18 protein-coding genes are annotated in these 21,701 nt (G+C 66.2%); 5 read left to right on the forward strand and 13 right to left on the reverse strand.

Annotated features, from left to right (window positions below; translation table 11 throughout):
- From ACYQ3G_RS15405 to ACYQ3G_RS15435, 7 genes are read right to left on the reverse strand one after another with little or no spacing between them, the layout of a single operon-like run.
- Window positions 1–918, reverse strand: a complete 918-nt coding sequence (locus ACYQ3G_RS15405; protein WP_459827103.1) for a CoB--CoM heterodisulfide reductase iron-sulfur subunit B family protein — start codon at window positions 916–918, stop codon at window positions 1–3.
- Entirely contained in the window at window positions 915–1,481 is a 567-nt protein-coding gene (locus ACYQ3G_RS15410) for a 4Fe-4S dicluster domain-containing protein (protein WP_028578043.1), read from the reverse strand. Before ACYQ3G_RS15410 ends, ACYQ3G_RS15405 begins: the two co-directional genes overlap by 4 nt.
- 18 nt (window positions 1,482–1,499) lie before the next feature.
- A complete protein-coding gene (locus ACYQ3G_RS15415) occupies window positions 1,500–4,928 on the reverse strand; it encodes a 4Fe-4S binding protein (protein ID WP_459827106.1) in 3,429 nt (1,142 codons plus the stop codon).
- A gap of 16 nt (window positions 4,929–4,944) precedes the next feature.
- Entirely contained in the window at window positions 4,945–6,087 is a 1,143-nt protein-coding gene (locus ACYQ3G_RS15420; RefSeq protein ID WP_459827108.1) for a 4Fe-4S dicluster domain-containing protein, read from the reverse strand.
- A gap of 20 nt (window positions 6,088–6,107) precedes the next feature.
- Window positions 6,108–6,533: a hydrogenase iron-sulfur subunit gene (locus ACYQ3G_RS15425; protein WP_028578040.1), complete on the reverse strand. Its 426-nt coding sequence runs from the start codon at window positions 6,531–6,533 to the stop codon at window positions 6,108–6,110.
- A gap of 10 nt (window positions 6,534–6,543) precedes the next feature.
- Entirely contained in the window at window positions 6,544–8,553 is a 2,010-nt protein-coding gene (locus ACYQ3G_RS15430; protein WP_459827112.1) for an FAD-dependent oxidoreductase, read from the reverse strand.
- A 21-nt stretch (window positions 8,554–8,574) separates the two neighbouring features.
- Window positions 8,575–8,844 carry a transposase gene (locus ACYQ3G_RS15435; protein ID WP_459827115.1) on the reverse strand — a complete coding sequence of 90 codons (270 nt, stop codon included), beginning with the start codon at window positions 8,842–8,844 and terminating at the stop codon, window positions 8,575–8,577.
- A 453-nt stretch (window positions 8,845–9,297) separates the two neighbouring features.
- On the opposite strand from ACYQ3G_RS15435, the gene ACYQ3G_RS15440 reads away from it, so the two are divergent.
- Together ACYQ3G_RS15440 and ACYQ3G_RS15445 are read left to right on the forward strand one after the other, a co-directional pair.
- Entirely contained in the window at window positions 9,298–10,698 is a 1,401-nt protein-coding gene (locus ACYQ3G_RS15440) for a sigma-54-dependent transcriptional regulator (protein ID WP_459827118.1), read from the forward strand.
- Between the two features lie 121 nt (window positions 10,699–10,819).
- Window positions 10,820–13,654, forward strand: a complete 2,835-nt coding sequence (locus tag ACYQ3G_RS15445) for a PAS domain S-box protein (RefSeq protein ID WP_459827121.1) — start codon at window positions 10,820–10,822, stop codon at window positions 13,652–13,654.
- Window positions 13,655–13,700: 46 nt separating this feature from the next.
- On the opposite strand, the gene ACYQ3G_RS15450 is transcribed toward ACYQ3G_RS15445, so the two are convergent.
- From ACYQ3G_RS15450 to ACYQ3G_RS15475, 6 genes are all read right to left on the reverse strand, one after another.
- Entirely contained in the window at window positions 13,701–14,153 is a 453-nt protein-coding gene (locus ACYQ3G_RS15450) for a PaaI family thioesterase (protein ID WP_459827124.1), read from the reverse strand.
- An 82-nt stretch (window positions 14,154–14,235) separates the two neighbouring features.
- Window positions 14,236–15,279 (reverse strand): ABC transporter ATP-binding protein, encoded by a 1,044-nt coding sequence (locus ACYQ3G_RS15455; protein WP_459827128.1) that lies wholly within the window; start codon window positions 15,277–15,279, stop codon window positions 14,236–14,238.
- A complete protein-coding gene (locus ACYQ3G_RS15460; protein ID WP_459827131.1) occupies window positions 15,276–16,106 on the reverse strand; it encodes an ABC transporter permease in 831 nt (276 codons plus the stop codon). Before ACYQ3G_RS15460 ends, ACYQ3G_RS15455 begins: the two co-directional genes overlap by 4 nt.
- Window positions 16,107–17,093, reverse strand: a complete 987-nt coding sequence (gene wtpA / locus ACYQ3G_RS15465) for a tungstate ABC transporter substrate-binding protein WtpA (RefSeq protein WP_459827134.1) — start codon at window positions 17,091–17,093, stop codon at window positions 16,107–16,109.
- A gap of 191 nt (window positions 17,094–17,284) precedes the next feature.
- Window positions 17,285–17,551, reverse strand: coding sequence for a hypothetical protein (locus tag ACYQ3G_RS15470; protein ID WP_459827137.1), 267 nt, complete (start codon window positions 17,549–17,551; stop codon window positions 17,285–17,287).
- A gap of 87 nt (window positions 17,552–17,638) precedes the next feature.
- On the reverse strand, window positions 17,639–19,000 hold the full coding sequence (locus ACYQ3G_RS15475) for an MFS transporter (protein WP_459827140.1): 1,362 nt from the start codon (window positions 18,998–19,000) through the stop codon (window positions 17,639–17,641).
- 149 nt (window positions 19,001–19,149) lie between these two features.
- Between ACYQ3G_RS15475 and ACYQ3G_RS15480 the strand changes: the two genes are divergently transcribed.
- From ACYQ3G_RS15480 to ACYQ3G_RS15490, 3 genes are all read left to right on the forward strand, one after another.
- On the forward strand, window positions 19,150–20,070 hold the full coding sequence (locus ACYQ3G_RS15480) for a bifunctional enoyl-CoA hydratase/phosphate acetyltransferase (protein WP_459827143.1): 921 nt from the start codon (window positions 19,150–19,152) through the stop codon (window positions 20,068–20,070).
- Window positions 20,067–21,140 (forward strand): butyrate kinase, encoded by a 1,074-nt coding sequence (buk, locus tag ACYQ3G_RS15485; protein ID WP_459827146.1) that lies wholly within the window; start codon window positions 20,067–20,069, stop codon window positions 21,138–21,140. Before ACYQ3G_RS15480 ends, buk begins: the two co-directional genes overlap by 4 nt.
- Before the next feature lie 135 nt (window positions 21,141–21,275).
- Window positions 21,276–21,671 carry a bacteriohemerythrin gene (locus tag ACYQ3G_RS15490; protein ID WP_459827149.1) on the forward strand — a complete coding sequence of 132 codons (396 nt, stop codon included), beginning with the start codon at window positions 21,276–21,278 and terminating at the stop codon, window positions 21,669–21,671.
- Window positions 21,672–21,701 lie beyond the last annotated feature (30 nt).

Raw genomic sequence — 21,701 nt, forward strand, 5'->3', positions numbered from 1 at the left:
TCAGATTCCTTCAGTTCGCGTTTCCTCCGGCTCGCCCGACGGCTCGTGCCGCCAGGCCCGGGACCTGATGCCGGCGCGCGTGCTCCCGTTCAGGCTCATGTTCGTGTCCAGCAGCACGGCCGGCTCCTCCAGGCCGAAGGCCAGGGCCATGAGCTGGGTCAGGTAGAGGACAGGCACGTGGTGCCCTCCCGCCGCCGCATCGTGCTGATAGGCTTCGAGATTCATCTGGCACAGGGGGCAGACCGTGGCGATGGCGTCCGCCCCTTCGGCCGCGCCCAGGATGGACTCCACCGAATGCATGGCCACCTCGGGATGCGTGACCATGAGCGACGCCCCGCAGCAGCGCGCCCCCATGTCCCAGGGATGAACTTCGGCCCCCATGGCCGTCAGCACGATGTCCATGGTCACGGGTTTGCGCGGGTCGTCAAAGACCTCGTACGGCCGCAGGATTTGGCACCCATAGTACGGGGCCACGCGCATGCCGTGCAGGTCGCGCCCGACCTTGCCGCCGATGGCCTCCAGGCCGATGTCGTTGACCAGGATGTCGAGGATGTGCCGCACGCGGACCCCGCCCCCGTATGCCAGGCCGCAGGCCTCCAGGGCCTCGTTGACCCGGCCGTGCAGGGCCTTGTTGCCGACGACCTCGCGGTTGACCTTGAGCAGGTTGAGATAGCAGGCGCTGCAGGGGGCCAGCACGTCCAGGCCCGCCAGTTCCCTTTCGGCCAGGGCCAGATTGCGGGCCGGCAGGGCGTAGTTCATGAGTTCGCTGACCGGCTCGGCGGCGCTGGCCCCGCAGCAGGTCCAGTCCGGGATTTCGACGAGTTCGACCCCGAGACTGTCCATCACGGCCCGCACGGAGACGTCGAACTCGTGGGCGCTCTCCTGCAGGGAGCAGCCGGGGTAGTAGGCGTACTTCATGACTCTTCCTCCATCTCCCGCACCTTGGCGAACAGGGCCTTGAGGCGTCCCTTCTGGCTGCCGTCGGGGACGTGCAGCTTGCCGACCCGCATCATGCGCACCCCCAGCGGCAGGTAGTGCAGGGGGAGCAGCGGGTCGCGCTTTTTCAGGAAATAGCCGGGCATGAGACTCGTCTCCTGCACGCGGCCGTATTTTTCCACGTTGTCCATGAAGGCGTCGTAGAAGGCGCTGTTCCTACGCACCTTCCAGGTCCCACGCTGCCTGGCCAGGCGCTTCAGGGCGCCCATGGCCTTGGTCAGCTTGAGGCCGCGCGGGCAGCGCAGGGTGCACATGTAGCAGGACGAGCACATCCAGAAGGTCCTGCTCTCCAGGATCCGGTCGAGCATCCCGAACTGCACCATGCGCCACATCTGCCGGGGCGTGACGTCCATGGCGAAGCCGTTGGGGCATGACGCCGTGCACGTTCCGCACTGCATGCAGGCCCCGAGTTCGCCGCGCAGCTCGTCGAGGATCTCCCGGCTCGCCGGGTCCGGGCTCCAGGCCTGGGGTTTCGTCTGGTTCATGGTCCACCTTCCCTTGGCTTACGCCAGTTGTTCCAGGGCGGCGTCGATGACCGCCATCATGGGTCCGTCATGGAAACTGGTCAGAATCGTGGCGCTGTTGGGGCAGACGGCCGCACAGGCGCCGCAGCCCTGGCAGAGCATCTCGTCGACCTTGATGACCTCGTTCTCCAGGTCCACGCTGCGCGCCCCGAAGGGGCAGGCCGCGATGCAGGCCTGGCAGAGGGAGCACAGGGACGGGCGGACAGTGGCCACCACGTTCTCCCTGGCCACCTTGCCGGCGGACAGGATGCGCATGGCCCGCTGGGCCGCGGCCTTGGCCGAGGCCACGGTCTCGGCCATGCGGCGGGGCGAGTGGGCCAGGCCGCAGAGGTAGACGCCCTGCTTCATGGATTCCACGGGCCGCCACTTGCTGTCGGCCTCCTGGAAGAAGCCGTTGCGGTCCAGCTCCACGCCGAAGATCTCCACCAGATCCTCCACGTCGTTGGGCTCCACCCCGCTCGACAGGGACAGGATGTCCGCCTCGACGCGGATCTGCGCCCCGAGGACCGGGTCCAGGGCCGTGATGACGGGCTTGCCGTCGGCGAAGGCGACCTTGGGCGGGTTGTCCAGGTCGTAGCGCACGAAGATCGCCCCCGCCTTGCGCGCCTTGGTGTAGTAGCTCTCCAGGAAGCCCTGGGCCATGATGTCGCGGTAGAAGACGTAGATGGGCAGGTCCGGGTTGCGCTCCTTCATGGTCAGGACGTTCTTGAGCATCTCCGGACAGCAGATGCGGCTGCAGTAGTTGCGCTCGCCCCCGTCGCGGGAGCGCCAGCACTGGATCATGGCCACGGCCTTGAGCCCCCCGACGTCAAGGGCGCCGGTGGCCAGCTTCTCCTCCAGGCCGAAGTGGGTCATGACCGACTTGTGCACGCAGAAGCCGCTCTCGTAGATCTTGGCCTCGTGCCCGCCCGTGGCCAGGATGGTCACGCCGTGCTCCAGGGGGAAGATCCCGCCGTCGCCGCTGATGGCCGAACGGAAGCGCCCGGCGCTGCCCCGCGAGAGGACCACGCGGGAGTCCTTGAAGACCTTGATCTGCGGGTGCTTCTCGACCTGGGCCACCAGGTCCTCCATGTATTTGCGCGGGTCCGTGCCGTCGAGCTGGGTGTGCAGGCGCATGGCCATGCCGCCGAGTTCCTCCTCGCTCTCCACCAGACAGACCCCGTAGCCCTGGTCGGCGATGGCCATGGCCGCCGTCATGCCGGCCAGGCCGCCGCCGACCACCAATGCCGAGCGGTTCACGTCGACCATGACCGCAGGTGGCGTCGGGTCGGCGCCCTGCAGCTTGGCCACGGCCATGGACAGGGTCGAGAAGACCTCGCGCGCCACGTCCACGGCGTCGCGGCCGTTGAAGGTCGGCGTGTGCACGTCGACCACATCCATCAGGGACGGGTTGAGGCCGACGGTGCGGCCCAGCTCCCGCAGGCGCGGGATGTAGGCGTAAGGCATGCACGCCCCGAGCAGGATGCGGTTGGGCCGGCCCGAGGCGGCCGCCTCGCGGATCTGCTTCCAGCCCTCCTCGGTGCAGGCCTGCTTGACGTGCACCACGTCGCGCACCGAGTGCACGCGGGCCACGGTATCCGTCAGCGCCTGCAGATCCACGCTCTTACCCAGTGTCGGACAGGACGTGCACACGGCGACCATGGTCCGCACGGGCTCGCGGGACACGTCCGGGTAGTCGGGTTCTGGGGCCGGGGGGGCCGGGCCGAGCACGTCGTAGATCTTGATGATGCGCGCCGCCGCCTCGGACGCGGCGCCGGCCTGCATGACGGCCTCGGAGATGTCCTTGGGCTCGCCGAAGGCCCCGGCCGAGAACACGCCGACGCGGCTGGTACGCTCCGGCGCATAGGGCTGGGTCTGGCAGAAGCCCCAGTCGTTGAGCTCGATGCCGGCGGCGGCGGCGAAGGCGTCCATGCCCGCCGGGGGCCTGGCGCCCACGGCCAGCACCGCCATGTCGAAGGGCTCGCTGCTGCGCGTGCCGTCCTCATGGAAACATTCCAAAACTACCCCGCCGTCTGCGGCAGGAAGAACCGAATGGGGCCTGCTGCGCACGAAGCGCACGCCACTGTCCGCGGCGCGCTGCCGGTATTCGTCCCAGCCTTTGCCGAAGGTGCGCATGTCCATGTAGAAGATGGTGGCCTCCACCTCGCCGCCCGTGGCCTTCTTGGCCAGCATGGCCTCCTTCATGGAGAACATGCAGCACACGGAGGAGCAGAAGTCGGCGTTCTTCTTCACGTCGCGCGACCCGACGCACTGGATCCAGGCGATGGAACGCACGGGCTTGCCGTCGCCGGGGCGCAGGAGCTTGCCGCCCGTGGGGCCCGTGCCGCTCATGAGGCGCTCGAACTCCACGGCCGTGAGCACCGCCGGGTGGCCGTAGCCCCACACGTCGCGCCCGCCACTGGGGTCCATGTTCGGGTGGTAGCACTCGAACCCGCCGGCCAGCACCACGGCGCTGACCTGCAGGTCCTCGGTCGTGTCGGAGACGATGCGCATGTAGTGCTTGTCCAGCCAGGGCACAAAGGTCTTGACCTTGAGGGGCTTGACGAGGGTGTCGCGGGCGCCGCGCCGGATCAGATCGGCGACCTGCTCCTCCTGCCCCGCCTCGGCCAGCACGGCCACGGGCAGGCCGGGCCGCAGTTCCCGGGCGCGGGCCATGACGCGCTGGGCGTCCACGCCTTCGAGGTTCAGGCCCACGAGCAGATAACCCACGCCGGCCCCGCCTTCGAGCAGGTCCAGGGCCTCCTGCCCACCCGCGGCTTCCAGCACCGGGAAATGCAGGTGGTCGAGGCTCTCCCGGATCAGGGTCCGCGTCTGTTCGTCCGCGTCCGCGACGAGGATGTTGAAGCGCGCGCGTTCGTCGAGCTTGAGGTCGATGGCCCCGGTGGGGCAGGCCTCGTGGCACTTCCAGCAGCGGATGCAGTTGTCCAGGTCGAGCACGTAGTGGTTGGGGATGGCGTGGGGCACGGGCAGATACACGGCGGACCGCTTTGTAAGCCCGGCGTTGAACTCGCTCGGGACCTTGACCGGGCAGACCTCGGAGCACTTGCCGCAGCTCACGCACTTGTTCGGGTTGATGAGGGGCGAGCGCCGGTTCAGGGTGACGAAGAACTTGCCCGGCTCGCCTTCCAGGGAAGCCAGCTCCGTATTCAGCATCAGGTCGATGTTCTCGTGGAAGAGCCCCTTGCGCAGGCAGAACTGGCTGGCCGAGTCCCGGTTCATGAGCGGCAGCATGCGGCACATGCCGCAGTGATCCGAAGGAAACTGGTAGTCCAGCTGGGTCAGGATGCCGCCGTGGCTGGGCCGCTTGTCGATCAGGGCCACCTTGTGCCCCATCACGGCCAGATCGAGGGCGGCGCGGATTCCGCCTATTCCGGCGCCGACGACCAGCGCGCCATATTGCTTCCTCATTGCGTCCTCCTCGGGCTCAAGCCAGGTGCGAGACCGTGTCCTGAAATTCGTCTTCCTTGAACACCGTGAGCGGCGGAGCCTGGTCCAGGCTCAGGCCCGGCAGGTAGTCGAAGCCGGCCTGGGTGCGCGCGGCCACCGTGCGGAAGAGCTCCACCACCTCCACCCCGTTGGGGCAGGCGTTGGAGCACTGGCCGCAGCCGATGCAGGCCGTACTCATGTGCGCCATGCGCGTCAGGTGGTAGAAGACCGTGTCCGTAGGGAGCTTCAGGCTCCCCTTGCGCTTGGCCCAGCCGAGGTACTGCCAGGGCTTGTGCTCGAAGACGTCGGTGTTGAAGACGCACTCCTTGCAGTAGCAGACCGGGCAGGCCACGCGGCAGTTGTAGCAGTTGACGCAGCCCGAAAGGTACTCGGCCAGCTGTTCGAGGGTGGCCGTGCGAGCACCGACCTGCGCCATCATGGCGTCGCGGGCCTGGAGGCGGGCCGCGGTCAGGGCGGCCAGGACCTTCTCGCGCCGATCGTCGGGCTCGGACGCGGGCAGCCCCATGGCCCCGAGCAGGGCCTCGCCGCGGGCGCTGGTGGCCATGACCGGGATGGCCTGGCCCAGATCGGCGCCATGCAGGCCGATGACCATGTCCGCGCCGTGGGGCGAAGGGTATTCGCAGACCTTGCAGGCCGGAGCCAGCTCCAGCCCGTCGCGCAGGCCGCCGTTGCCGAGGGACGTGTGGAACTCGACCGTGGCGGCCGGTCCGTCGGCCTCGCCCAGGAAGCTCTTGTAATGGGCGTTGTCGAAGGCGCCTGGGCAGTCCATGCCGATCAGGATGACCTCCTCCAGGGAGCCCTGGTTGAGCTTGACCAGCTCGATGAAGGCCCTGATCTCGCATGGCCTCATGACCACGGCGATGCGCTCGCCCGTCGTCCCCCTGGTCAGGCGCGAGACGAGCTTGGCGCTGTTCATGGGAAAGGCCGGCGCCAGCGGGTCGGCCCGGTCGAGCTGCTCGGGCCTGGTGACCAGGGTCGGCATGGGCATGCCGTGCTTGAAGAGATGGACCGGCAGCATGACGCCCGAGAGGGATTCGTCCTCCAGCAAGCGTTTGAAAAATCCCTGCAGGGCGACGACCGGCCCCTGACCGTCAATCTGTATCTTTGCCGTGGTGGCCATGATGTGTCCTCCTCATCCCGCTACAGGGCGGCCAGTCCGCGCGTGTCGAGCGGCCCGAGTTCCCGAAGGTCGTTGATGAAATTGTTCACGGTGGCGGCGAACTCCTGCCCTTCGCTGGCCCCGACCCAGGTCAGGCGCACGCGGCGGCGGTCTATGCCGAACTGGGACAGGATCTCGTTCAAGAGCCTGACCCGGCGGCGGGCCTTGTAGTTGCCGTTCTGGTAGTGGCAGTCGCCGGGGTGGCATCCGCTGATGAGCACCCCGTCGGCCCCCGAAAGCAGCGACTTGATGACGTACTTGGGGTCGACCATGCCCGTGCACATCATGCGCACCAGCCGCACGTTGGGCTGCTGGCTCATGCGCGAGGTCCCGGCCAGATCGGCGGCCGTGTAGGTGCACCAGTTGCAGACAAAGGCCAGAATGGCGGGCTCAAAATCCTGGTTCATGCGATCCTCCTCACGCCGGGGCATGGGTCGTGGTTGCGGAGACGTCCGCGGCCGGCATCAACAGGTCCGGCAGCGGGTCGAGCATTCCGTCGATTTCGTTGAAAACCTGGGTCTGGCGGAAGTGCTTCACCTGGGCCGCCCCGCTCGGGCAGTACCCGGCGCAGCTGCCGCAGCCCTTGCACATGGCCTCGTTGATGACGGCAATGTGCCGCCGCTCATCGAACTCGATGGCCGAGTACGGGCACAGTCCGATGCAGACCTTGCAGCCGACACAGACGTCGGGATTGATCCACGAAGTGGTCGGGGAGATGGACACCACCCCGCGCGCGGCCAGGGCCAGGGCCTGGGCCGCGCCGCCTGCCGCGTGGGCCACGGCGTCGGGGATGTCCTTGGGCCCCTGGCAGGTCCCGGCCAGATAGATGCCGTCCGAGGCCGTGGACACGGGCCCGAGCTTGGGGTGCTCTTCCAGGAAGAACCCGTCGCGCCCCTGGGCCACGCCGAAGATGCGGGCCACGTCCGTACTGTCGGGGCGGGCCTCCATGGCCGTGCACAGCACCACCATGTCCACGGGCACGCGCACGTGGCTGCCGAGCAGGGTGTCCTCGCCCACGACCACGAGGCGGCCGTTCTCCTGGACCACTTCCGACGGTCTGCCGCGCACGAAGGTCACGCCCTCCTCCTGCACGCGACGATAGAATTCTTCATACCCTTTGCCGAAACAGCGCATGTCGATGTAAAAATTGTAGACTTCGCACCCATGCCCGACCTTATCCTTGATGAGGTGGTCGTACTTGAGAGCGTACATGCAGCAGGTCCGTGAGCAGTACTCGTGGTAGTTCCTGTCGCGGCTGCCGACGCAGTGGATGATGGCCACACTTTTGGGCAACTCGCCGTTCTTCATCAGGATCTTGCCGCCGGTGGGGCCCACGGCGTTGTTCAGGCGCTCGAACTGCAGGGCCGTGTAGACCTCGGGGAAGCGCCCGAAGCCGTACTCGCGCATGGGGGTCGGGTCCATGGTGTCGTAGCCCGTGGCCAGAACCACGCTGCCGACGTGGTAGACCTCCCGGCGGTCCTGCATGGTGAAGTCGATGGCGCCCGTGGGGCAGGTCTTCTGGCACGCGCCGCACTTGCCCTTGGTGAGCATCTTGCAGTGGTCGCGGTCGATGACGGGCGTGCTCGGCACGGCCTGGGGCGAGTTGCGGTAGATGGCCCGGCGGTGGCCCAAACCTTCCTCGAACTCGCTGACGACCTTGGTCGGGCACTTTTCGAGGCACGCGCCGCAGCCCGTGCAGATGTCCTCACGCACGTAGCGGGCCTTGCGGCGGACGGTGACGGTGTAGTTGCCGACGAAGCCCGAGACCTCCTCGACCTCGGTCCAGGTCAGGAGCTCAATGTTGGGCTCCTGGGCCACGGCGACCATCTTCGGCGTGGAGATGCAGGCCGCGCAGTCCAGAGTCGGGAAGGTCTTGTCGAACTGGGCCATGTGGCCGCCGATGGAGGGCGATTTCTCGACCAGAATGACGCGGTGCCCGGACTTGGCGATGTCGAGGGCAGCCTGAATGCCGGCGATGCCCGCGCCCACGACCATGACGTCGGGCAGGACCTCGACCTCGCGGGAGTGCAGCTCCTGGTGCCGCCCGACGCGCAGCACCGCGGCCTCGACGATGTGCTTGGCCTTGAGGGTGGCCTCGCCCTTGTCGGGGGTCACCCAGGAGCAGTGCTCGCGGATGCAGCAGTGCTGCATGAGGTAGGGGTTGAGACCGGCCCGGGCGCAGGCCTTCTGAAATGTCTTTTCGTGCAGGCGGGGCGAACAGGAGGCGACCACCACCCGGTCCAGCCCGTGCTCGCGGATATCCCGGATGATCATGTCCTGCCCGGGGTCGGAACACATGAACTGATAGTCGCGCGCGACGGCCACGTTCTTCAGGCCCCCGGCGAACCGGGCCACCTCCGGGCAGTCGACCCTGCCCGCGATGTTCGACCCGCAATGACAGACGTACACTCCGATCTTTCTGGCCATGTCATCCCCCTTGTCCCGCGATCACCTGTGGCTTCCGCCGTTGTTCAGTTCCAGGGTCAACTCGCCCACCAGCCGCTTGAGTTTCTCGTTCTCCACGGCAAGATCCGACTGGCTCGGCGGACGCGGCTGCTCCTCGAACACGATGTGGCAGTTCTCCAGAAAATGGTTGCGCCACTTGTAATACAGCCCCGGCCGCAACTCATGGCAGCGGCAGATCTCGTTCACGCAGCCGCCCATGAGTCCTTGAAGCACGATCCGCGCCTTGGTCCTTGCGTCCCACTTGCGTTTCATCCTCATTTCCTCCCGTCAGGGGCCCAGCCGACCCCGGGGTCACGGACCGCTCACCCGGAAAGGAAAACGCATTCACCTTTCCTGAACCACGTTAATTCTATGTCATATCAAGCATATATATCTGTTAAAGAACTCTTTCCCACCACACTGCTGCTCTCTCACATCGTCCCTATGTCATAAAGCATGCCAAATCCATTTTAGTATTCCAGCAAGCCATGATAGATAGAAATATATGATTCAAAACAGGAGAAGACATGGAGAGTGACGCGTGTCATTCATCTCGAAGAAAAATAAATGTCTTGCTTGACGAGACACACGACACATGTATGAGAGAGTCATATCGTCCTACGAGTCTATCCACGCCAACAGGCAATCCGTCACCCTCACCTTGAAAGGGCGAGCCGGGACGAGACAACCGTCTCGCCTCGCAAGACAAACCGACAGGAACAGCCCATGAGCAACATCCTCATCATCGACGCGGACAGGGATCTGGGCCAGGATCTGATGACCGATCTCTCCAAGCGGAGCCTGCACGCCTCCTACAGCGCGAACCTCTCCAGGGGCCTGGCCATGCTCCATGTGGGGGATTTCCGGCTGGTCCTGTTGGGCGAGGAGGCCGGGGACAGGAACACCCTGGAATACCTGTCCACGCTGCGCGAGATCCCGTCGCGCCCGGAGATCATCGTCCTTTCCAGCAGCCGCGACCCGGACGCCGCCGAAGCCGCCATCCGCGGCGGCGCGTGGAACTTCATGCCCAAGCCCGTCAACATGCCGCGCCTCATGGTCCTCGTGGAGCGGGCCCTGGAGTACCACCGCGAACGGCCGGCCAAGAGCGCCCCCGTGTCCCTGCGCCGCGAAGGCATCATCGGCAACAGCCGGCTCCTCAACTCCTGTCTGGACATCGTGGCCGAAGCCGCGGCCTCGGACGTCAGCGTGCTCATCACCGGCGAGACGGGCACGGGCAAGGAGCTCTTCGCCCGGGCCATCCACGCCAACAGCGGCCGGGCAGGGAAGCCCTTCGTCGTCGTCGACTGCGCCGCGCTGCCCGACACGCTGGTGGAGAGCATGCTCTTCGGCCACGAGCGCGGCGCCTTCACCAGCGCCGAAAGCCGATCCGTGGGCCTGATCAGGCAGGCGGACGGCGGCACCCTGTTCCTCGACGAGGTTGGCGAACTGCCCCTTTCGGTGCAGAAGGTCTTCCTGCGCGTGCTCGAAGGCCGCAGCTTCCGGCCCGTAGGCGGAGCGCAGGAGGTGACCAGCAATTTCAGGCTGGTCGCAGCCACCAACCGCGATTTGGAAGCCATGGTCCGCTCCGAGACGTTCCGCCGCGACCTCTACTACCGCCTGCGCGGCATCCGCCTGGAGCTCTCCCCACTGCGCGACCTGCTGGACGACATGAACGACCTCGTCTGCCACTTCATCCGCCGCGCCTGCCAGCGCCAGGGCATCGACAACAAGGGTTCGTCCCCGGATTTCCTGGACACCCTCATGCAGTACACATGGCCGGGCAACATTCGCGAATTGTCCAACGCCATCGACCAGGCCGTGCTGCGAGCAGGCAGCGAACCCATCCTCTACCCCCAGCACCTGTCGCGGAACATCCGCGCCAGCGTGGCCCGGCTGCAGGTCGCCGACCTCCCGCCCCTGGAGGAGAGAACCCCGCCCATGACCAGCCCGGACGACTTCCCCGACCTGCGCACCTACCGCGAAAAGCACCTGGCCGAGCTGGAGACGTGGTATCTCAAGAACCTCATGCTCATCAGCAAGGGCCAGATCGCCGTCGCCTGCCGGCTATCCGGCCTGTCCCGGCCTCGGCTCTACGCATTGCTCAAGGAACGGGGTGTGGAGCGGTGATGACCGCCCTTGCGGAAGCGGTCAAAGTGCGTGTCCCTGGTTGTCATCACGGGCAAAAGATGCAATTGCTCTCGCATACCCCGAATTCGCCCCGCATTCTCAACCCAGGACAGGATGCACCATGGACAGCACGTGGGAAATGCCCCTCGCGACGGCCCTGCAGCCCCTCATCGACGCATCCCCTGAAGCGATCTTCCTCATGTCCCCCGACGGGCGCATTCTGGCGGCCAACGCAGCCATGGGCAGGCGGGTGCACACCCCTGCCGGGGAACTGATCGGCAGAAACGTCTATGATTTCGTCGATACCCACGCCGCGACTCAGCGCAAAACCCACGTCGACAAAGTCCTGACCACGGGAAAACCTGTCGTCTTCCGCGACGAACGCCTCGGCCAAAGCCTCGAACACCATCTCCACCCGGTCCCGGACGCAACCGGCAGGACAGCCTTCGTGGCGGTCTACGCCAGGGACGTCTCGGGCAGCAGGCGCATTGAGGAGGAGCGTCTCAAAAACGAGGCCATCCTCCGGGAGAGCCAGGCTCTGGCGCATGTCGGAGGGTGGGAGTGGGACGCGGCAGGAAACCGGATGTACTGGACCGAGGAGACGTTCAACATCCACGACGTGCCGCCGGAAGAACGCGAACAGGGCACGCCCGACCTCATCCGCAGAAGCATCGAGTGCTACCGCCCCGAAGACAGGGGAGCCATCGCGGCAGCCTTCGAGGCATGCGTCGAAACGGGCCGGCCCTACGATCTCGAATTCCCCCTCACGACCTTCGCCGGGCGCCGGCTCTGGACCCGAACGACGGCCCGGCCCGTCTGGAAAGACGGGCGCGTGTCCAAGGTCGTGGGCAACATCATGGACATAACGGCCCGCAAGAAATCCCAGTCCCTGCTCGAAGCCCGCGTCCGGCTGAGCGAACTGTCCGCCACGCTGGACACCAAGGCCCTGCTCGGGGCCTTCGTCGACGAGGCCGAGGCCCTGACCGGCAGCAGGATCGGTTTCGTCCACTTTGTGGAAAATGATCAGTCGACCCTGGCCCTGCAGACCTGGTCCGCGAGCACCCTCCACCATTTCTGCACGGCCGAGGGCGACGGGCTGCACTACCCCGTCGAGCAGGCGGGCGTGTGGGTCGACGCCATCCGGCAGCGCAAGGCAGTCATCCACAACGACTATGCGAGCCTGCCCCCCGGACATGCGCCCGTGATCCGCGAACTCGTCGTTCCCATCTTCCAGGGAAGCCGCATCGTGGCCGTCTTCGGAGTCGGCAACAAGGACGAGGACTACGACGACCGGGACATCGAACTGGTTTCGACCCTGGGCGGCATGGCCTGGGACATCCTCTCCCGTGCGAAGAGCGAGGAGGCCCTGCGCCAGAGCGAGGAATACCTTGAGGCGATCTTCCGCGTCGCCCCCACGGGCATCGGCGTGGTCAGGAACAGGGTCCTGACGCGGGTCAACGAACGGGTCTGTGAAATGACCGGCTACCGTGAGGAGGAGCTACTGGGCCAGAGCGCGCGCGTGCTCTACCCCACCCAGGAGGACTTCGACTTCGTGGGACGGGAGAAATACCGGCAGATACGGGAGAAAGGCACAGGAGAGCTGGAGACCCGTTGGCAACGCAAAGACGGGGACGTCATCGACGTGCTCATGGCGTCCACCCCGCTGGACAGAAATGACCTCTCCGTCGGGGTCACCTTCACGGCACTGGACATCACCGAACGCAAACGGATTCAGGCAGAACTGGTCCAGGCCAACCTCGACCTGGCCGAAAGCACGGACAGGGCCCGGGATCTCGCAGCTCAGAGCGAGGCGGCGAGCAAGGCCAAGAGCGAGTTCCTGGCCAACATGAGCCACGAGATCCGCACCCCGCTCAACGGGGTCCTGGGCATGCTGCAGCTCATCGAGACGACCGACTTGGACCCCGAACAGCGAGATTATGTGCGCACGGCCATAACCTCCTCGACCCGACTGACGCGACTGCTTTCGGACATCCTCGACATTTCGCGCATCGAATCGGGCAAGCTCGTGCTCTCGGAGACGGATTTCGAGGTCCAGGCTCTCAAGGGCTCGGTGCTCGAACTCTTCGCGCCCATCGCGCGGAAGAAGAACCTGGACCTCCTCTTCCGACTGGCCCCCGGAGTACCCCGGCGTCTCGTCGGTGACGAAACGCGCCTGCGCCAGATCCTCTTCAACCTCGTGGGCAACGCCATGAAGTTCACGCAACGGGGCGCGGTCAGCGTGGAGATATCCCCGCTCCTGCCCCGCTCCGCCTCCGAATGCCGCATCCTGCTGTGCGTGAACGACACCGGGCCGGGCATCCCGGAGAACCGGGTCAAGGACATCTTCGAGCCGTTCGTCCAGGTCGACGGGTCCTACGTGCGTGAACACCAGGGCGCGGGCCTCGGTCTGTCCATCGTGCGGCGCCTGGTGCGGATGATGCGCGGGGATCTGGCCCTGGATTCGACCCTCGGCGAAGGCACGACCATATGCATCTCCCTTCCGCTGCGCGTGCCGCAGGGCAGGATGCCCGTGGCGCAGGACGGACAGGAGGCGGGATGCCCGCTGCCGGCCTGCCGGATCATTCTGGCCGAGGACGATGAGGTCAACCTGTGGGCGGGCCTGAAGATTCTCGAAAAAATGGGACACAGCGTGACGCCGGCCGCCAATGGCCGGGAAGTGCTGGACCATCTGGCCCGGCAGGATTTCGATCTGATCTTCATGGACATACAGATGCCCGTCATGGACGGGGTCGAGACGACCAGAGCCATCCGGCAGGACGAAAGCCTCGGGAACAAGGCCTCGATCCCCATCATCGCCATGACGGCCTACGCCATGACCGGCGACAGGGAGGTCTTTCTCGCGGCAGGCATGAACGACTATCTGGCCAAACCCGTCCGGATGGAAGGAATACGCCAGGTCATGGCGCGCGTTCTGGGAAACGTCCACCGAACCTGAAAACCCCGTGCATGGGTCTTCGCGGCTGAAGCCCGCAGAGGGGACGTCACTCCGGGGCCATGGTGCTGGGCATGGGCGCGGCGACCACCTGCCCCCTGGCGCGCAGCTCGTCCAGGGCTTGAATCTCCACCTCCACGACGACCTTCCTGCCCCGCCGCTCGACGAGCCGGGCCCGCAGCGTCAGTTCCGGGCCCAGGGGCGTGGGCCGCAGAAAATCCACATGAAGCGAGGCCGTGACGTAGCGCTGCGGCCCCTCGCCGTCTCCGGCCGCGGCCGCGGCCGCCGTGGCCACTCCGTGACAGTCCACCAGCGAGGCCAGGAGCCCGCCGTAGACGTAGCCAGGCAGGGCGATGTGCTCGGGCCGGGGCGTGAAGCGCGCGATCCCCTGCTCACCGTCCCAGCGGGACTCGATATGCAGGCCGTGTTCGTTGTTTTTGCCGCAGCCGTAACAGTGGCTGAGATCGTCGGGGTACTGGTGCTGGATAGGGGTGCCGGACATGGAAGGCCTCCTTGGGGAAAGAATGGGGGAAGTGGCGGTCCCGGTCATATAGGCGCTCAGGGAGGCAGTCGGCAAGCGCGTCTCAGGACTCTTCCGGGATCACGTGCAGACGGTCCGGGGCGAAGCCCAGGCTGACCGGGGCCCCGAGTTCCGGAGGGCCGTCGGCCAGGAACTGCCGGTCCAGAGCGGCGGTGAAACGGGCCTGACCGCAGGACACCTCGGCGAACCAGGAAAATCCCTCGTGGCGAACGGCCGCGAGGCTGCCCTGCAGGCTGACCCAGTCCGCTGGGAACGTCCCGCCCGGGGACACGAAGACATCCTCGGGCCGCAAGGCCACGCTGCCCGTGAAGCCTGCGCCGCATACCGCGAAAGACGTTTCCCCGCCAAGGCGGCAGACGCCGTCGACATCCAGGGGGAATATGTTGCGCATGCCCACGAAGGAGGCCACGAAGGATGTGGCCGGCTTGCGGAAGACTTCGCCGACGGTCCCGACCTGTTCCAGACGCCCGTCGCGGATGACCGCGGCCCGGTCGGCCAAGGTCAGGGCGTCCACAAAGTCGTGCGTGACCATCAGGAAGGTCAGTCCCGACCGGCGGTGCAGCGCCTTGAGCTCGGCCCGCAGGCCGTCGCGGAACTGCGGGTCCAGGGAAGACAGGGGCTCGTCCAACAGCACCACATCGGGCCGGCAGGCCAGGGCCCGGGCCAGGGCCACGCGCTGCCTCTCCCCGCCGCTCAGGTGCGCCGGGGAACGCGAGGCCAGCCTGGACAGGCCCAGACGCTCCAGAAGGTCCATAGCCTCGACACGGCCTTCCGCGGCGGGGATGCCGTGATAGCGCTGCCCATAAGTCACGTTCTCGAACACCGTCATGTGCGGGAAAAGCGAATGGTCCTGGTACACCAGACTGACCCTGCGCCGCTCGGGGGGAAGGAAACTGACGTCCTGCCCCGCCACATGGATGCTGCCGGACTGATACTCCGCAAGCCCTGCCACGGATTCCAGCACCAAGGTCTTGCCCGATCCCGTGGGGCCCATGAGGGCGAAAAATTCCCCCGCGCCGACCCCGAAGGTCACGTCCTTGAGGCTGAAACCAGCCAGGCGCAGGCACAGGCCTGAAATGCGGATCATGCCCGCCCCGCGGGGCCGCGCGAGAGCAAACGCAGCAGCACGAAGAAAACGAGGCTGACCAGAATGAGGATGACCGCCACGGGCTGCGAGTACTTCAGGCCGTAGGCGGTGAAGCGCTCGAACATGAGCACCGGCGCGATCATGGGATGGTAGGCCACGATGACCACGGCCCCGAACTCGCTCAGCGCCCGGGCCATGCACATGATCATGCCCACCAGCACGGACCGGCGGCACAGGGGCAGCGTGACGCGGAAGAACGTTTCGCCGGGTCCCGCGCCAAGGGAGCGGGAGACGCGCTCCAGGCGCACGGGCACGCTCTCGAATCCGGCCTTGACCGTGTTGATGTAGAACGGCAGCCCCACGAAGAAGAGAACCATGGTGATGCCAGTGACCGTACCCATGATCTCCACGCCCATCCCACCGAGCATCCGCCCGAACCAGTTGTTGCGGCCGGCCAGGGTCAGGAAAGCGATGCCGATGACCGGATGCGGGATCATGATGGGCAGGTCGATGAGACTCTCCACGACCTTCTTGCCGGGAAACTCCCGTCTGGCCAGGACATAGGCCAGGGGGGTGCCGAAGAACAGCGACAGGACGGCGGCCATGGCCGATGCGCCCATGGACAGGCCCACGGAACGCAGCACATCCGGATCGCGCAGGGTGGCCCACATGCGCTCCGCATCCGGCGAAACCACGGTCCGGGCCAGGGGCACGACGATGAAAAGCAGGACCAGCACGCAGGACAGCGCCAGCCAGGCCTGAAAAACACGTCCGGGAAGGCCTTCTGGGAGGCCTTCCCGGCGCACGCCAGCAGAGGAAAGAGTCATTTATTTCGAGACCTTGACCAAAGTCTTGAGGCCCTGCGGAAGCGCTGCATGCATGCCCTGGGTAGCGACGCTGGCCGGCATGATGGGAGGCTGGCCCTGATCCTTGAGAATCTTCAGGCCCCCGTTCTCATCCAGCAGATAGGCCAGAAAGGCCTCGGCCGCCTCGGGATTGGGCGCGTTCTTGAGCATGGTCACGCCATAGGTGATGGAGCTGCCCTTCATTTCCATGAACGTGCCGGGCTCCTTGCCCGTGACCTTGACCACGGCCGTGGCGTAGAACGGGTCCATGGCGTAGTTGCCCAGGTTGATGTGGTCGTCGAAGGCCACGAACTTGAGCCCGTGCTGGACCGCTACGGACATGTACTCGAAGGCGTAGTCCATGTTTCCGGATTCGAGCATGGAGATGAGCTCGACGGATTTGGGCCGCACATTCTTTTCCGGCCTGTTGGCCAGAATCTTGTCATAGAGGCCGGCCTGGCCCGAGAACTTCTCGGCCAGCTGGACGGTCATGAGGCTGCGGTATCCGCACGGGTCCAGGTTGGGGTCAGAATGCCCCCAAACCACGTCGGGACGCTGCAGGATCTCCGTCCAGTTCTTGTCGTTGATCTCGGCGGCGTATTTGCTCTGGGGCGTGTAGCACAGGACGATCTGGTTGGTGGCGAAACGGGCGTTCCAGCCGGCGAACTCGGGCACGAGCATTTCGTCGATGACCAGGTAGTCGGCCGAAGCCATGATGTCCGCAGGCTTGCCGAGCTCCGTGATCATGCGGGCCAGCTTGGTGCTCCCGCCGGATTCGCGCTGGATGTCGACCTTGGGGTACTTGGCCTCGAAGGCCTTTTCCATGTCCCCGAAAGGCACGGCCAGGCTGCCGGCATGAAAGATGATCAGCTTGCCCGAGGGTTCGGCGCAGACCGGACCGGCCAGAATGAAAACGAAGAGGGCCGCCATCAGGGCTTTGATCGACCAGACACATGTCACGCTGTTCATGAATTACCTCCAGGGTTATGAAATGGCCCTGGAATTATGCCTCGAAAAGCGAATATGTCAACGATGACAGCAAATTCCGTCCAAACAGGTCGGGTTCGCAACACCATGCGCGCAGACGTAAAAAATGCAGCGCCGGTACTTGTCCGATGCTGCATTCACACCCGGTTTCCCGGCTCGTTGCCCTTTCCGGCTCATTTTTTCTGTGCCGAAAGCCAGCCGATGATGGCCGCCTGCTCCTCGGCGCCCACGGCCGGGGCGTTCGGCTTGGCGAGCATCCTGACCACAGTGGTCGACCACGCGGCCTGGTCCTTGACCCCGAAGGCCGCACGCACGCGGGTCAGGTCATGGCATTTCGTACAGGTTTGCTGAACCAGGGCATCGCCGTCGACGGCAAAGGCCCACACGGACACCAGGCACACGGCGATGGCGGTCGCCAACGACAGGTATCTTCTGCGCATCTCGATTCCTCCGGTTGTGATTTACGACTCTGCCCCCTTGTACACCGGGACGGTCGCCGAAGGCAAACGCCAGGCGCTTCGAAGGCGTCAGGCCTTGCGGACCCGGCCCAGGGAAAAGAACACGCCGATGACGCACAGCGCCGCGCAAACGGCGAAGATGATGTGCATGCTGGCCAGAAACTGCGGGACGGTCTCGGGGCTGACCTGCCGCCCGTGCAGCAGGAAGCCGAAGACCACCGTGGCGATGCCCATGGACAGGGACATGCCGAAAGTGCGCATGGTCGCCACCAGGCTGGAGGCGATGCTGTAGTGCCGGGGCTCGACGCTGCCCATGACCACGCTCATGTTGGGCGAGGCGAAGAGCGCGAAACCAAGCCCGAGAAGCGCCAGAATCCCCCCGATGGCCCACAGGGAGGTGTCCGCGCCCACGCCAACCATGCACAGAAGTCCCAGGGCGCACAGCGCCATGCCCAGGCTGGCCATGCCGGCCGCGTTGAACCTGTCCGAAAGAGTTCCCGCCAGAGGGGACAGCAGGCTTTGCACCACGGGCTGGACCACGAGCAGAAGCCCGGCGTTCATAGGCGAAAAGCCCTTGACCACCTGCAGGTAGAGGCTCAGCAAGAAGCCCACGGCGAAGGTGCCGGCGTAGTTGATGAGGGTCGCCAGGCTCGTCAGCAGAAACACGCGGTTGGACGTGAACAGGGACAGTTCCAGCAGGGGATGAACGGCGCGCTTCGAACGCAGCACGAACAACAGGCCCAGGGACGCCGCGCCCGCGAGCAGGGGGAGCCCCTGGGCGGGCCTGGCCAGACCCGTCAGGCCGTTGACGAAACAGACCACGAAGAGCGCGTAGTAGAGACTCCCGAGAGCGTCGAAACGCTCCCCTTCCGCCGGCCGCCACTCGCCCTCGATGCGCATGGCCAGCAGCCAGCAGGCCAGGCCCGGGGGCAGGCTCAGGAAAAAGACGCTGCGCCATCCCGCGAGGTCGGTCATCAGCCCCCCCACCAGCGGCCCCACGGACAGGCCGAGATAGACGCAGGCCACCAGCACGCCCATGACCTTGCCGCGCTCGTTCTTCGGGTAGATGTCCGTCACGATGGCCACGCCCGTGGACAGGATCATGGCCGCGCCCACGCCCTGCACGATGCGCAGCACGACGAGGCTGGCCACGGACCAGGCCAGGGAGGCGCATACGGAAAACACGACGAAGGCCGCCGTGCCCCAGACGAAGGTCCGCCTGCGCCCCCAGATGTCGGCCAGTCGGCCCACGGGGAGCAGGATGGCGGCCAGGGCCAGGATGTAGCTGCCGGCCACCCAGCTCAGTTCCACGGCCGTGGCCTGAAGCTCGGTCTGCACCACGGGCAGGGTGATGCCCACCGCGGACATCATGAACGGGACGAGAAAGCTGGCCATGGACCCGGCGACCAGGGCGGCGGTTCTGCTCTGCATGTTTCCTCCGAATGTCGGGTCTGGTTAGCCTTCCCCCGCCCGCGGGGCAAGCCCGGCAACCGAATGCGCAGCCGACGCAAAATCGGTTGCGTCAGCCCCTTGTTTTCATCTAATCGATGATCTATCGGCAAAGCTCGCAAGGAGGCGAGATGCTCACATCGATGCAACAGATCCGCGACAAGGCCCTGACCCTGCCCGTCCAGACCGTGGCCGTGGCCTGCGCCCACGACACCGAGGCCCTGAAGGCCGTGGCCGAGGCCCACGCCCTGGGTCTGGCCCGCTTCATCCTGGTCGGGGAGACCGACAGAATCCGCCTCCTGGCCGACGGCATGGGGCTCGACCTTTCCAGCTTCGAACTCGTGGACGCCCGCGGCGAGGCCGCCGGGGCGGCGGCCACGGTGCAGGTTGTGGCATCCGGCCAGGCCCGGATCCTGCTCAAGGGGTTCGTGGACTCCTCCGTCCTCTTCAGGGCCGTGCTCGACCGCGACACGGGACTGCGCAACGGGAGCACCGTCAGCCATACCGTTGTCATGGACATGCCCGGCTTCGACAAGCTCTACCTCCTGACCGACGCGGCCATGATCATCAAGCCCGACCTCGAAACCAAGCGCCAGATCGTGCTCAACGCCGTGAAGGTGGCACGCGCCCTGGGCAACCCGGACCCCGTGGTCGGCGTGCTGTGCGAGTCCGAGAAGGTCAACCCGAAGATGCCCGCCACCGTGGACGCGGCGGCCCTGGTCGAGATGAACCGCGACGGCCGCCTGCCCGGCTGCCGCGTGGGCGGCCCCTACGCCCTGGACAACGCCATCAGCGAGCGCGCCGCCCGCCACAAGGGCATGGACGACCCCCTGGCCGGCCAGGCCGACATCCTCCTGGCTCCGGACCTGGCCGCAGGGAACATCTTCTACAAGAGCCTCATGTACTTCGCCCACGCCCGCTCGGCCGGGGTGGTCATGGGCACCAAGGCCCCGGTGCTCCTCAACTCCCGGGCCGACTCCCACGAAACCAAGATCAACGCCGTGGCTCTGGGCGTGCTCATGGCCGCGGCCAAGGCGGAGGGCGTCGCGTGACTCAACGCATCCTGGCCATCAACCCCGGCTCCACCTCCACCAAGATCGCGGTCTTCACGGGCGGCACCCCCGTCTTCGTCGAGACCATCCGCCACGACGCCATGGAACTGGCATCCTTCGGCAGCGTCATGGACCAGGAAGGGTACAGGCGGGACCTCATCCTGGCCGCACTGCACCGGCACGGCCTCGCCGTCGCCGACCTGGCGGCCGTCATCGGGCGCGGCGGGCTCATGCGGCCCATCTCCGGCGGCACCTTCGCCGTGAACGTGGCCATGCTGGACGACCTGCGCTCGTGCCGCTACGGCACCCACGCCTCCAACCTCGGCGCCATCCTGGCCCGCGACCTGGCGGATGAGGCCGGCATTCCCGCCCTCATCGCCGACCCGGTGGTCGTGGACGAGTTGAGCCCCCTGGCCCGCTATTCCGGGCATCCGGACATTTCCCGGCGCAGCATCTTTCACGCCCTGAACCACAAGGCCGTGGCCAGGATGACGGCAGCCGAACTGGGGCGCCCCTACGAGGACCTGCGCCTGATCGTGGCCCACATGGGCGGCGGCGTGTCCGTGGGCGCCCACGACCGCGGGCGCGTGGTCGACGTCAACAACGCCCTGGACGGCGACGGTCCTTTCTCGCCCGAGCGCAGCGGCGGCCTGCCCGCCGGGTCCCTGGTGGACTGGTGCTTCGCGCCAGGCGCGGACGAGGCCGAAATACGGCGCCGGATCACCGGCCGGGGCGGTTTCCTGGCCTACCTGGGTACGGCCGACGGCCTGGAGGTCGACCGGCGCGTGGCGGCCGGCGACGAGAGGGCCCGCGAAGTGCGTGAAGCCATGGCCTACCAGGTGGCCAAGGAGATCGGGGCCATGGCGGCCGTGCTCGAAGGCCGCGTCGACGCGATCATCCTCACGGGCGGCCTGGCACATGACGGGGACCTGGTCGACATCGTCTCCCGCAGGGTCTCCTTTCTGGCCAAGATCATGGTCCATGCCGGCGAGGACGAGATGGGCGCCCTGACTCGGGCCGCCCTGCGCGCCCTGGACGATCCCGGGACGATCCGGACCTATCCGGCCTGAGCCGGGTCGGGCGCGCCGGGCACGGCAACAGGCAGCGTTCCTTTTGCGCCCTTTTCGATATTTCCCCCTTTCCCCCAACACCGTTCTGCGTTAGGAATTCTTCTCGAATACTCCCCGCCCATCCAGGAGCACGACATGACTGCGAAGATCACGTGGGACTCATCCTTCGAAACCGGCATCAGCGCGGTGGACGCCCAGCACCTGAGACTGGTCGAGATCATCAATTCCCTTGTCGACGCCATCGGCCACGCCGACAAGAACACCCTCAAGGGCATCGTCGAGCAGCTCAAGGAGTACGCGCAGTACCATTTCCGGACCGAAGAGAAGATCATGGCGGAGTCGAACTATGCCGGACTGGCCGAGCACCGCGACGAGCACGCCATGTTCGTGGACCAGATCCTGCTCTTCGACCTCGACGTCATCCTGGCGTCCGAGGGGCTGGCCTGGGACATGCTCCATTTCCTGCGCGGCTGGCTGACCAACCACATCCTCGTCGTCGACAAACGGTTTTCGACGCAGTTGCAGGCGTAGCGACCCTTTCGTCCCGATGGACCATCCGCC

It is taken from the genome of Desulfomicrobium salsuginis (genome assembly GCF_054657795.1).

What these genes read in the sequence shown, in the direction of transcription:
- ACYQ3G_RS15475 (WP_459827140.1), bottom strand. Translation starts at nt 19,000, where the DNA reads ATGCAGAGCAGAACCGCCGCCCTGGTCGCCGGGTCCATGGCCAGCTTT.
- ACYQ3G_RS15490 (WP_459827149.1), top strand. Translation starts at nt 21,276, where the DNA reads ATGACTGCGAAGATCACGTGGGACTCATCCTTCGAAACCGGCATCAGC.
- ACYQ3G_RS15435 (WP_459827115.1), bottom strand. Translation starts at nt 8,844, where the DNA reads ATGAAACGCAAGTGGGACGCAAGGACCAAGGCGCGGATCGTGCTTCAA.
- ACYQ3G_RS15420 (WP_459827108.1), bottom strand. Translation starts at nt 6,087, where the DNA reads ATGGCCACCACGGCAAAGATACAGATTGACGGTCAGGGGCCGGTCGTC.
- ACYQ3G_RS15445 (WP_459827121.1), top strand. Translation starts at nt 10,820, where the DNA reads ATGGACAGCACGTGGGAAATGCCCCTCGCGACGGCCCTGCAGCCCCTC.
- ACYQ3G_RS15470 (WP_459827137.1), bottom strand. Translation starts at nt 17,551, where the DNA reads ATGCGCAGAAGATACCTGTCGTTGGCGACCGCCATCGCCGTGTGCCTG.
- ACYQ3G_RS15480 (WP_459827143.1), top strand. Translation starts at nt 19,150, where the DNA reads ATGCTCACATCGATGCAACAGATCCGCGACAAGGCCCTGACCCTGCCC.
- ACYQ3G_RS15460 (WP_459827131.1), bottom strand. Translation starts at nt 16,106, where the DNA reads ATGACTCTTTCCTCTGCTGGCGTGCGCCGGGAAGGCCTCCCAGAAGGC.
- ACYQ3G_RS15430 (WP_459827112.1), bottom strand. Translation starts at nt 8,553, where the DNA reads ATGGCCAGAAAGATCGGAGTGTACGTCTGTCATTGCGGGTCGAACATC.
- ACYQ3G_RS15455 (WP_459827128.1), bottom strand. Translation starts at nt 15,279, where the DNA reads ATGATCCGCATTTCAGGCCTGTGCCTGCGCCTGGCTGGTTTCAGCCTC.
- ACYQ3G_RS15440 (WP_459827118.1), top strand. Translation starts at nt 9,298, where the DNA reads ATGAGCAACATCCTCATCATCGACGCGGACAGGGATCTGGGCCAGGAT.
- ACYQ3G_RS15450 (WP_459827124.1), bottom strand. Translation starts at nt 14,153, where the DNA reads ATGTCCGGCACCCCTATCCAGCACCAGTACCCCGACGATCTCAGCCAC.
- ACYQ3G_RS15415 (WP_459827106.1), bottom strand. Translation starts at nt 4,928, where the DNA reads ATGAGGAAGCAATATGGCGCGCTGGTCGTCGGCGCCGGAATAGGCGGA.
- ACYQ3G_RS15405 (WP_459827103.1), bottom strand. Translation starts at nt 918, where the DNA reads ATGAAGTACGCCTACTACCCCGGCTGCTCCCTGCAGGAGAGCGCCCAC.
- ACYQ3G_RS15410 (WP_028578043.1), bottom strand. Translation starts at nt 1,481, where the DNA reads ATGAACCAGACGAAACCCCAGGCCTGGAGCCCGGACCCGGCGAGCCGG.
- ACYQ3G_RS15425 (WP_028578040.1), bottom strand. Translation starts at nt 6,533, where the DNA reads ATGAACCAGGATTTTGAGCCCGCCATTCTGGCCTTTGTCTGCAACTGG.
- wtpA (WP_459827134.1), bottom strand. Translation starts at nt 17,093, where the DNA reads ATGAACAGCGTGACATGTGTCTGGTCGATCAAAGCCCTGATGGCGGCC.